Genomic DNA, 12,150 nt, shown 5'->3' on the forward strand with positions numbered 1-12,150 from the left:
ATGGGGCTGTTCCTTCACAGGGCATTGGCGCAAGAAGGGTCCGGGGGCATGGACATGAGAATAGCGCGCTTGACCCGCTATACACGGATGGCGACTGCAGGCGTGCTGCTGGCGTTGATTTGCCTGTACGCGATGTCGGCTGACGTGCCGGGTCGCACGAAATCAGCCATTGCTGCCCCAACCGCAACAGCCGCTTATCAGGGTGTCGCCTCCTGCGCAGGCTCGACCTGTCACGGCAGGATGGTGGGCGACGGCAAGGCCGTTCGCCAGGATGAACTGGCGCGGTGGCAGGAGCCGTCCACGCCGGGTGGCGCCCACAGCCGGGCCTTTGCCGTGCTGGCCGGCACACGCGGTCGCCAGATCGCGGCGACGCTGGGGCTGGGCGATCCGATGCGAGCGAAGGAATGCCTGGGCTGTCACGCCTCTCCCACAGCCGGTTCGCAAGGCGCGCGCTTCCGCATAGAGGACGGCGTGGGTTGCGAAACCTGCCATGGTCCATCAGGCGGTTGGATCGCATCGCATTATGCCGCCGGCGCATCCCACGCAGCCAATATCGCAGCCGGCATGATTCCGTTGGAACGACCGCAGGCGCGCGCGGCGGTGTGCCTGGATTGCCATTATGGCAGTGCCCACGCCGGGCAGTTCGTCAGCCATGGCATGATGGCGGCGGGCCATCCGCGCATCAGTTTCGAATTGGACCTGTTTTCGACGTTGCAGGCGCATCATGCCGAAGATGGCGATTATATCGCCCGCAAGGGACGCAGCGACGGGGTCGCGCTATGGGCGGTAGGCCAGGCGATGGCGCTGGAACGGGCACTGACCCTCTATGCCGGGCCGCGCGGGACCCAAGGGGTATTTCCCGAATTTACATTCTTCGATTGCCACAGCTGCCATCGCCGCATTTATGATCAGGCGGACCGGATGATGACCTGGGAAGTCAACCCCGGTCGCCCGATCCCTGCCGGGATGCCGCCGTTCAACGACGAAAATGCGATCCTGCTGCTCGCCGCGGCAAAGGTTGTCGCGCCCGCGCTCGCGGCGCGGCTCGACAATGACAGCCGGATATTTCACGCCGCGCTCGCTCTTGATCGCCCCGCCGCTGCCGCCGCCGCCCTTCGGCTGGCGGGGACGGCACGGATGCTGGCCGACGCGCTGGCCAATGCGCGCGGCGACATGGCATTCGCGATCACCGACCAGATAGCGGGAAGCGCGATCGGCCCCCGCTTCACCGACTATGCAGGATCGGCGCAGGCGGTGATGGCGGTCGACACGCTGCTCAATGCGCTGGTGCGATCGGGCCGCGTGACGGTAGGCGCGGCAGCGGGGATCCGCGGCGATATCAACCGCGCCTATGCGGCGGTGCGTGATCCCAACGGCTATCGGCCGTCCGATTTCCGGGCGGCACTGGGCCGTGCGACGCAAGCCATAGGGGCGCTGCGGTGAGCCAGCACGGAAAGCGCGCGCCCTTCGGCCTTTCAAGCGGCCCTGTCCCGCCAGGGACGGACAAGGCTTCGAATAGCGTGGCGCGAACGGGATTCGGCTTTGTGACACTTGCCGCCCTCATGCTCGCATCTTGCGGCGGCGGCGACAGCGCTTCATCCCCTACCCCGGCACCGACGCCTGCGCCCACTCCCGCCCCCGCCGGCGTCTATGCCGTTCCGGCGCAGGAGGCGCTGAGCGTCGCCGATGTCGAGAGCATAGTCGCACGCGCCGCCGCAGAGGCGCAGATTCGCGGGATGCCCGCCGTCATCGCCGTCAGCGACCGGGTCGGCAACATTCTTGCCGTCTTCCGCATGACAGGCGCGCGCGCTACAGCGACCACCAGCGCCGCGCCCAACGGCGCCAATATGGATGCGCAAAACCTGACCGTGCCAGCCGAGGCGGGCGCGATCGCCAAGGCGATTACCGGAGCCTATCTGTCGAGCGGCGGCAACGCCTTTTCGACCCGCACCGCCAGCCAGATCGTGCAGCCCCATTTCCCGCCGGCCCCCACCACGGCCGGGTTGGAAAGCGGCCCCCTGTTTGGGGTGCAGTTCAGCCAGCTCCCCTGTTCGGACCTTGCTACGCGCTTCGTTTCGTCGGGCGCGACTGCGATGATCGGGCCGAAACGGTCCCCGCTCGGCCTTTCCGCTGATCCCGGCGGCTTTCCGCTCTACAAGAATGGCGTGCTCGTCGGCGGCATCGGCGTGATGGCGGACGGCCTCTATGGCTTCGATGCCGACACGCTCGATATCGATAATGATGCGGAGGAGCATATCGCGCTTGCCGGCACGGTCGGCTTCGAGGCGCCCGAAGCCATTCGCGCCAACCGGATCACGGTAGACGGCGCGTCGCTCCGCTACAGCGACGCCGATTATGCCGCGCTGCGTGCCGCTGGCTCACCAAGTTATGCCGCGACCACTCCGGCGCTGGGCGCTCTCGTCGCGGTGCGTGGCTATTATGGCGATCCTGCCCCGGCGATCATCGCGGGGGCAGCCTATGGCGCTGAAACATCGGGCGTCCGAAAGGCGCGCGCCGCCGAGTTCTCCAATATCGACGCCTTCATCCTGAGCGACGGTGCCGGCGGCAATCGCTATCAGGCTCGCGCCGGGACCGATGGAGGGCTGAGCGCCTCCCAATCCGCCGCATTGCTGGAAGAAGCGTTCAAGGTCATGGCCCGTGCGCGCGCGCAGATACGCCAGCCGCTCGACAGCCGCGCGCAGGTATCCATATCGCTGGTCGATACGCGCGGCGCGGTACTGGGGCTGGTGCGATCTCCCGACGCACCGCTGTTCGGCATCGATGTGGCATTGCAAAAGGCACGCACAGCCGCCTTCTTCTCTGGCCCCACCGCCGATGCCGACCTGTCCGCGCATCCGAGCGCAGATGTGCGCGGCTTCGTGCGCGCGCTCGAAGACTTTCTTGCTGAGCCCAACAGCCTGAACGGCAAATTCGCGATGACCGCGCGCAGCATCGGCAATCTCGCCCGGCCCTATTTTCCCGATGGGGAGGTTGGCAGGCCGCACGGCCCCCTGTCGCGCCCGATCGCGCAGTTCAATCCTTTTTCCACCGGCCTGCAATCGGCGCTGGTCGTCGGCGATATTGCCGCGCACCTTGCTTTCGTCACCGGCGCCTCGGCAACCGATACGGCCCAACGGTGCGCGGCCCAGGACAAACTTGCCAACGGTATTCAGATATTCCCCGGCGCGGTGCCGGTCTATCTGGGGGACCGTTTGGTTGGCGGCCTGGGCGTCTCGGGCGATGGCATCGATCAGGACGATATGATCAGCTTTCTGGGCCTGGCCAATGGCGGACAACGCGTGAATGGGCCGTCCAACGCGCCTGCCGCGATCCGCGCCGACCAGATCGTCGTTGCGGTCGGCGCCGGAGTGCGGCTGCGCTATGTCAGCTGCCCCTTCGCGCCCTTGCTCGACAGCAGTGCCAACAATGTCTGTCAGGGGCTATAGCGGTGGCCGTGAACGCTTTCCTGCCGGTGATCGCGGCATTGGCTGCCCAGCCCCCCGAACCGCCGCCCCCGCCGCCGCCCGACAATTGGGAAGAGATTCTTCAGGGCGATGAAGATGGTTCGATCGATGGCCGCCGCCGCCCCGGCTATGAAGCCGACCTGCCCGATCGGGTGACCCAGGACAATGTGGGTGCGATCATGGCCCCGCCGCCCGAAGCCTTTCCCACCGATCAGGTCCCGGTGCCCGACCGCTGGCGGCTGATCGAAAGCCTGGGCGTCGTCAAGGAACGCTGGTTCGATCCCTATAACCAGAATAGTCTCAAGGGCGATCGGCCGATCGACCGGGCGAAGGCCAAATGGTTACCGATCAAGGGCGACGACTGGTTCCTTGTCGCCAATGCGGTCAGTGACACGGTGCTGGAGCCGCGCACATTTCCGATTCCGGTAGGCGTCCAGACCACGCAGCGCCCCGGCAGCCTCGATGTGTTCGGCAAGGATGCGAGTTTCGTCGCTTCGCAAAGCTTCATCGGCGGCGTCGCGCTGATCAAGGGGGCGACCGCATTCAAACCGCCTGATATCGAATATCGCCTGACGCTCGCCCTCAATGCCTCCTATGTGAACGTTCCCGAGCGACGCGTGCTGTTCGTCGAGCCGTCAAGACCCAGTCACAGGACCGATCATTTCCTGGGCGTACAGGAAGCGTTTATCGACAAACATCTGGGCAACAGTTCGGACCGCTATGATTTCTATTCAATCCGTATCGGCATCCAGCCGATCCAGTCGGATTTTCGCGGCTTCCTGTTCAACGACCAGCAGCTTGGCATCCGCCTGTTCGGCAATCGCGACAATAACCGGTTCCAGTTCAACCTCGCGGCTTTCTGGCGACTGGAAAAAGACACCAACTCGGGTCTCAATTCGGTAGTGCAAAGCCCACGCGACGATTTCGTGTTTCTCGCCAATCTGTATCGGCAGGATTTCCTGATCCCCGGCCTCACCAGCCAGGTGACGGTAGTTTACAACATGAATCGCGAAAAGGGCGATGTGGAGATAGACGATAATGGCTTTCCGGTCAGACCGGCATTGCTCGGTACGCTGCGCGGGCGCGCCTATGACGTCGTCTATCTGGGCTACAATGCCGACGGACGGATCGGTCGGTTGAACCTGACTGCGTCGGCCTACGCCGCATTGGGACAGGATCGCGACAATTTTTTCACCGGGCGCAAGGCGGATATCCGCGCAGTCTTTGCAGCGGCGGAGTTGAGCTACGATGTCGACTGGATGCGTTTTCGCCTATCGGGCCTCTATGCCAGCGGCGACAGCAATCCCTATGACGACAAGGAAACCGGGTTCGATGCGATCTTCGAAAATCCGGTCTTTGCCGGAGCGGACACGAGCTACTGGATACGCCAGAGCATTCCCTTCGCCGGCGGCGGGCGCGTCATTGGCGTCAACGGACGCAATGGCGTGCTCAATTCGCTCCGATCGTCCAAGGAACAGGGCCAGTCCAATTTCAACAATCCCGGTACGATGCTGGTCGGCGCGGGCGCGGATTTCGACCTGACGCCAACGCTGCGCCTGTCGGCCAACGCCAACCACCTGTGGTTTCAGAACACCGCCACGCTCAAGGCGCTGCGGGTCGAGGGGAGCATTCCCAAGGCAATCGGCTGGGACCTGTCGACTGCCGCGATCTGGCGCCCCAGCGCTATTCAGAATATCGTCTTTCGCCTGTCGGCTGCCGCGTTGATGCCGGGCAAGGGATTCAAGGATCTGTTCGACAATCGCGACCGCAACCGCGCCTATTATTCGGTGCTGGCCAACATCGTGCTCAGCTACTGATGCGCTGGCTGCTCCTGATCCTCGCCGCGCTGCTGGTGCCCGCCGCAATTCTGCGTGCATCGGGCGAGGAGAAGCCCGTTTCCCGCGCATATATCACCGCTCCGCCCGCGCCGATGAGCCAGACCGCCGAACAGGTCGCGGCGAAATCCTCCGGCTGCACGTCCTGCCATGCCCAGACCGACGAGCCTTCGATGCACGCGACACCGGCGGTAATGCTGGGATGTACCGATTGTCATGGGGGCGACGCCAATGTGCGCGGCGACCCGGCGCACGGCTTTACCGATCCGACCTATGTCGCCGCACGCGACAGGGCGCATGTGCTGCCGACCTATCCCGCAAGCTGGCACTACCCGTCATCCGCAAACCCCGCGCGCACCTATGCGCTGCTTAACAAGGAAGCGCCGCAGTTCGTGCGTTTCGTCAATCCCAGCGACTATCGCGTGGCGCGCGAGGCCTGCGGATCATGCCATATGCGGACCATCGAAGCGGCGGAGCGGTCGCTGATGGCATCCGGCGCCATGCTGTGGGGCGGGGCAGCCTATAACAACGGCATCGTGCCCTTCAAAAACTATATCTTCGGCGAGGCCTATACCAAGGACGGACGGCCCGCGAAGATAGTCTCGCCCGGCGCCCCAACGGGCACCGTGACGACGGAGCAGAAGGCAAGGGGCGCTCTGGCGGAACTCTATCCCCTCCCCACCTGGCAGGTGATCCCGCCCGGAGACGTTTTCCGCGTGTTCGAGCGCGGCGGGCGCAATATCGCGACGCAATTTCCCGAGATCGGCCTTCCCAGCCCAACCGGCTCCATCCAGCGGCTGGAGGAACCGGGCCGCCCCGACCTCAAGCAATCGAGCCGTGGCCCCGGCACCGGCCTGCGCGTCGCCATCCCCGTGCTCAACATTCACAAGACCCGGCTGAATGATCCATTCATGTGGTTCATGGGGACCAATGACCAGCCCGGCGACTATCGCCATTCGGGCTGTTCGGGTTGCCATGTCGTCTACGCCAACGATCGCGAACCGCGCCACAGCCTGACCTATGCCCCCTATGGGCGCGACGGCCAGACCGCGACGATCGACCCGACCATCGCCGGCAAGATGGCGCATGGCGCGCTCAAGACGGGGCACGCGGCGGCGGATGCCCATCCGGTCGGCGCGGTCAAGGAAAGCGGCCACCCGATCCGCCACGCCTTCACCCGCGCCATCCCCACCGCCCAGTGCATGACGTGCCACATGCATCAACCCAACATCTTCCTGAACTCCTATCTTGGCTACACGATGTGGGACTATGAGTCCGACGCGCCGCTGATGTGGCCGGAAAAGCAGAAATATCCGACCGCCGCGGAGGTTCACAAGACGCTGGAGCGCAATCCGGAGGGTGCGGCGCCGCGCGGCAACTGGTCGGACCTGGATTTTCTGCGCAACGTCTATGATCTGAACGAGAAGGCCAAAGACACCCAGTTCGCCGACTATCACGGCCATGGCTGGAATTTTCGCGGCGTGTTCAAGCGGGACCGAGAGGGCAATCTGCTCGACGCCGATGGAGAGCGCGTTTCTTCCGATGATCCAGAGAAATGGCGCAAGCAGGGCGAGCCGAAATTCGTCCAACCCGGCGTCAATCCCGGCAAGACCGTCCATATGATGGACATCCATGCCGAAAAGGGACTGCAATGCGCTGACTGCCATTTCGCGCAGGACAGCCACGGCAATGGCATGATCTATGGCGAAGTCGCCAATGCGGTCGAAATCGGCTGCAAGGATTGTCACGGCACCGCCGATGCCTATCCCACGCTGCTGACGTCGGGGCCCGCTGCGCCGCCATCGGGCAACAACCTGGCGTTGTTGCGCAACCCGGACGGCAAGCGGCGGTTCGAATGGTATTATGACGCCAGCGGCAGCCGCCGTCTGATCCAGCGTTCGATCGTCGACCCCAAGCTGGAGTGGGAGGTCAGCCTGGTCAAGGACAGCGTCGACCCCGCCAATCCGCATTTCAACGCTCGCGCCGCCCGGTCGAAACTGATGAGCAAATCCGGCGCTGAGGATGGCAGCTTCGTCTTCGGTCCCGGCGTGGCGATGGACGACCGCGCCCATGACCCGGACCAGATGGCCTGCTTCACCTGCCACCTCAGTTGGACCACCAGTTGCGGCGGCTGCCATCTGCCGATCGAAGCGAACTGGAAGACCAGCGTCCACAAATATGAAGGGGGCGAGACACGCAACTTCGCCACCTACAACCCGCAGGTCGCGCGAGACGAAATGTTCCAGCTCGGTCGACACCAGACCACCAAGGGCAACCAGATCGCGCCGGTGCGCTCCACTTCCGCGCTGGTGCTGTCCTCCACCAACATCAACCGCGAGCGCATCTATATCCAACAGCCCCCGATCAGCGGGATCGGCTTTTCGAGCCAGGCCTTCGCGCCGCATTTCCCGCATACCGTGCGCAAGACCGAGACCAAGACCTGCACCGACTGCCACCTGTCCGACAAGGACGACAACAATGCGATCATGTCGCAACTGCTGCTGCTGGGCACCAATTTCGTCAATTTCGTTGGTCTGAACGCCTGGACCGGACTGGAAACGGGGTTCGAAGCGATCCGCGTGACCGAATGGGACGAACCTCAGGCGGTAATCGGTTCCTATCTCCAGAAATATGCCTATCCCGATTATTGGCGGATGCATGTCGAACAGAATGGACGCGAACTGAAAAACTGGACACGCGGCCGCTTCTTCGACGCCAAGGGGTCGGGCGAGACCCAGCCGGTCGAGGAATTTCGCAACATCGTTCAGGGCACGCGGGGCCGGGTCGGTTGCCTGCAACTGCGCGGCGAATATATGTTCGTGGCGGAGGGCAGCGGCGGCTTTCGCGCTTATGACGTGGCTTCGGTGGCCAACAAGGGCTTTTCCGAAGCGATTGTGGGCAGTCCTTTTTCCGCGCTTGGGCACGATACGCGGGTCAAGTCGCGCAATGCGACCTGCGTTGCGCTGCCCACCAACCAGCCAATCAATCCCCTGCGATCGACGCCGGAGCTGCGCGCGATCAATCAGGAACAGCCTTTCCTGCCGATCTACAATTACGCGGCCGTCACCGACAGCGTCGAAGGACTGATCCTGGTCGACATCACGACCTTGGCCGACGGGGAGTTCCGCAACAATTTCTTGCGGCGCGCCGTCACCTGGAACCCGCAAGGCGTGCTCGATGGCGCACGGCATATCCATCTGGCCGGACAGGTCGCTTATGTGACGGCAAAGGTCGGGCTGGTCGTCATCGACCTTGCCGATCCGCTTCGTCCCCGCCTCGCCGCCGTCCGCCCGATGCGCGATGCCCGCGCCAGCGCAATCCAGTTCCGCTATCTGTGGGTGACCGATGCCGATGGACTGAAGCTGTTCGACGTCACGCGGCTCGTCGATCCCGTGGCCATCCCCGCCGCGGCTGTCCCGCTGGCCGATGCTCGGCGTGTCACCATCGCGCGCACCTACGCTTATGTCGCGGCGAAAGGGGATGGACTGGTCATCATCGACGTGACCAACCCGACCAAGCCTGTCATCCTTGCCCGCGAAAGCTTCGGCGGCGCGATGAACGATGTCGAGGATGTGGCGATCGCGAGCACCAATGCCTCGCTGTTCGCTTATGTCGCGGACGGACGAAACGGGCTAAAGATATTGCAGCTGACCAGCCCTGCCAGCCAGCCCAATTTCTACGGCTTCTCACCCACGCCCAAACCCGAACTGATCGCCTGGGCGCGCACCCCATCGCCTGCCCTGTCGCTGTCGCGCGGGCTTGAGCGGGATCGTGCGGTGGACGAAACCGGCGGCCAGATGGCAGTGTTCGGTCGGCTGGGGTCCCGCCCCTTTACGCGGAGCGAAATGGAACGGCTGTTCCTCAATGCGAAGGGCGTGCCCTACAAGGTCAGCGACGGCGTGAATATGGCGGGCTGGCGACCCCCGCTTAAGCGGTGACAGGGCAGATGTCGCGCGACGTTTACAGACGGCATGACTGATCAGGCGGCGCGCCCGGACAAGCACGCCGCCCCTCGTTCAGTCGGTCAGATATGCAGCGCGCGCCCGTAGGCCGCGAGGACGCTTTCATGCATCGATTCCGAAATCGTCGGATGCGGGAATACCGTATGCATCAGTTCCGCCTCGGTGGTCTCGATCGTCTTGCCAATGGTGAAGCCCTGGATCATCTCGGTCACTTCCGCGCCGATCATATGGGCACCGAGCAGTTCGCCCGTCTTCGCGTCGAATACGGTCTTGGTGAAGCCTTCCTGTTCGCCCAGCGCAATGGCCTTGCCGTTGCCGATGAACGGGAACATGCCGACCTTTACCTCATAGCCGGCTTCCTTCGCCTTGGCTTCGGTCAGGCCGACGCTGGCGATCTGCGGATGGCAATAGGTGCAGCCTGGAATGTTGTTCGGGTCCATCGGGTGCGGATGGACGTCGCCATTGCCCAGCGCCTGCGCAATCGCTTCGGCGACGATCACGCCTTCGTGGCTCGCCTTGTGCGCCAGCCATGGCGGCGCGGTGACATCGCCGATCGCCCAGATGCCATCGACATTGGTGCGGCCATATTCGTCGGTCTTGATATGGAAACGCTTGTCCGGCTCGACCCCCACATCCTCCAACCCCAGATTCTCGACATTGGGAACGATGCCGATCGCGACGATGACATGGCTGTATTCAGCCTCGATCGCCTTGCCGGTCTTGTCCTTGATCGTCGCGGTGACGCTCGAATCGCCAGCCGCGATCGCTTCGATCTTCGCGCCTGTCAGCACGGTCATGCCCTGCTTCTTCACCGCCTTTTCAAGGAAAGCCGACACGTCGGCATCCTCTACCGGTACGATGCGGTCCAGCATCTCGACCACGGTTACGTCGGCACCCATGTCGTTATAGAAGCTGGCAAACTCGATACCGATCGCGCCCGATCCGATGACCAGCAGCTTGGTGGGCATTTCCGGCGGTGTCATCGCGTGGCGATAGGTCCACACCCGCTTGCCGTCGGCCTTCAGCTTGGGCAGATCGCGCGCGCGCGCGCCGGTGGCGATGATGATATGCTTGGCGGTCAATTCCTCGGCCTTGCCGTCGCCGGTCACGGTCAGCTTGCCGGGTGCGGTCAGCTTGCCCTGCCCCATATGGACCGTGATCTTGTTCTTCTTCATCAGGCCGGTGACGCCCTGGTTGAGCTGCTTGGCAACGCCCCGAGACCGCTGCACCACCGCCGAGATATCGGCGCTGATCTTGTCGGCGGCCAGGCCATAGTCCTTGGCATGTTTCATATAGTGGAAGATCTCGGCTGACCGCAGCAGCGCCTTGGTCGGGATGCAACCCCAATTGAGGCAGATGCCGCCCAGGCTTTCGCGCTCGACGATAGCGGTCTTGAGGCCAAGTTGGGCGGCCCGGATCGCCGCGACATAGCCGCCCGGACCCGAGCCAAGGACGATGAGGTCGTAAGTATCAGCCATGGTCACTCTCGTTTCCTGTGGAATTGGAATTCAGTCTTGGATCGGGGGCAGGCGTTGAAAGGCCATCGTCGAAGGCCTTTCCTGCCCGACCGTCAGGTCAGCATCGCAAGCGGATTTTCGACCAGCTGCTTGAACGCCGCCATCAGCTTCGCGCCGTCCGCACCGTCAATGGCGCGATGGTCGAAGCTGCCGGTCGCGCTCATGATAGTCGCGATCTGGAGCGCCCCATCGACGACATAGGGCCGCTGCTCGCCTGCCCCGATCGCCATGATCATCGCCTGGGGCGGATTGATCACGGCTTCGAACTGCTTGATGCCGAACATGCCCATATTGCTGAGCGAAGCGGTGCCGCCCTGATATTCGTCGGGTTTCAGCTTGCCGTCCTTGGCGCGTGCGGCAAGGTCCTTCATCGCGATAGATATCGCCGCGACGCTCTGGCTGTCGGCGCCGGGGATGATAGGCGTGATCAGGCCGCCGGGAATGGACACGGCGACGGAAATATCCGCGCGCTGAAATTTGAGCAGCGTATCGCCCGCGAACTGGACGTTACATTCGGGCACCTGCATCAACGCGACGCCGAGCGCCTTGATCAGCAGATCGTTGACCGACAGCTTGACCCCGCGTGCCGTCAGAGCGGCATTGAGTTCTTCGCGCAGTTTGAGCAGGCGGTCGAGACGGATGTCCACCGTCAGATAGATATGGGGCACCTGCTGCTTGGATTCGGTCAACCGCCGCGCGATCGTTTTGCGCATGCCGCTCAATTTGACCGCTTCGTGCGGGATACCGAAATCCTGTCCGGCAGAAGCAACCGGGGCTGATGCCGGCTTGGCGGCAGCGGCGGCTGGTTTCGCGGCGGCCGCAGACGGCGCTGTAGCCGGCTTTGCGACGCCTTCCTTCGCACCTTCAAGGTCCGATTTGACGATGCGCCCCTTGGGACCCGACCCGGCAATGGAACCAAGGTCGATCCCTTTGGCATCGGCCAGGCGGCGGGCAAGCGGGCTGGCCTTGATGCGATCGCCCTGCGCGCGCGCGGGCACGGGATCGGCTTTCGGCGCAGGTTCAGCCTGGGGCGCAGGCGCGGTTTCCAAGGGCTCCGCTTTGGCCTTGGGAACAGGGTCTTCAGCCTGCGAGGCCGGACCGGCTCCCGCATCCTCGCCATCCACGATCAGCACCGCTATCACCGTCCCGACCTTCACCCCCTGCGATCCCTCGGCCACCATGATCTTGCCGATGGTCCCTTCGTCGACCGCCTCGAATTCCATCGTCGCCTTGTCAGTTTCAATTTCCGCCAGCAGATCGCCCGAAACGACCTTATCGCCTTCCTTTACCAGCCATTTAGCCAGCGTGCCTTCCTCCATGGTCGGCGACAAGGCGGGCATCTGGATATTGATACTCATGCGCGTAGGGCCCC

At 63.6% G+C, this 12,150-nt stretch carries 6 protein-coding genes; 4 read left to right on the forward strand and 2 right to left on the reverse strand.

Going from position 1 to position 12,150, the window contains the following annotated elements; all coding sequences use genetic code 11:
- The first annotated feature begins 48 nt into the window (after positions 1–48).
- From WG908_RS10310 to WG908_RS10325, 4 genes are all read left to right on the forward strand, one after another.
- Positions 49–1,443: a multiheme c-type cytochrome gene (locus WG908_RS10310; RefSeq protein WP_445326700.1), complete on the forward strand. Its 1,395-nt coding sequence runs from the start codon at positions 49–51 to the stop codon at positions 1,441–1,443.
- A gap of 119 nt (positions 1,444–1,562) precedes the next feature.
- Entirely contained in the window at positions 1,563–3,446 is a 1,884-nt protein-coding gene (locus WG908_RS10315; protein ID WP_340186593.1) for a heme-binding protein, read from the forward strand.
- Positions 3,447–3,448: 2 nt separating this feature from the next.
- The gene (locus WG908_RS10320; protein WP_340186498.1) at positions 3,449–5,281 is read left to right on the forward strand and encodes a hypothetical protein; all 1,833 of its coding nucleotides are present in this window, start codon (positions 3,449–3,451) and stop codon (positions 5,279–5,281) included.
- Entirely contained in the window at positions 5,281–9,237 is a 3,957-nt protein-coding gene (locus tag WG908_RS10325; RefSeq protein ID WP_340186499.1) for an LVIVD repeat-containing protein, read from the forward strand. The genes WG908_RS10320 and WG908_RS10325 overlap by 1 nt, the downstream gene beginning before the upstream one ends.
- 86 nt (positions 9,238–9,323) lie before the next feature.
- On the opposite strand, the gene lpdA is transcribed toward WG908_RS10325, so the two are convergent.
- Entirely contained in the window at positions 9,324–10,739 is a 1,416-nt protein-coding gene (gene lpdA, locus WG908_RS10330; RefSeq protein WP_340186500.1) for a dihydrolipoyl dehydrogenase, read from the reverse strand.
- A 92-nt stretch (positions 10,740–10,831) separates the two neighbouring features.
- Complete coding sequence (locus tag WG908_RS10335) at positions 10,832–12,136, reverse strand: pyruvate dehydrogenase complex dihydrolipoamide acetyltransferase (RefSeq protein ID WP_340186501.1); 1,305 nt, start codon at positions 12,134–12,136, stop codon at positions 10,832–10,834.
- Positions 12,137–12,150: the final 14 nt, after the last annotated feature.

The sequence above is a fragment of the Sphingobium anseongense genome (assembly GCF_037725245.1).
Taxonomy (GTDB): Bacteria; Pseudomonadota; Alphaproteobacteria; order Sphingomonadales; family Sphingomonadaceae; genus Sphingobium.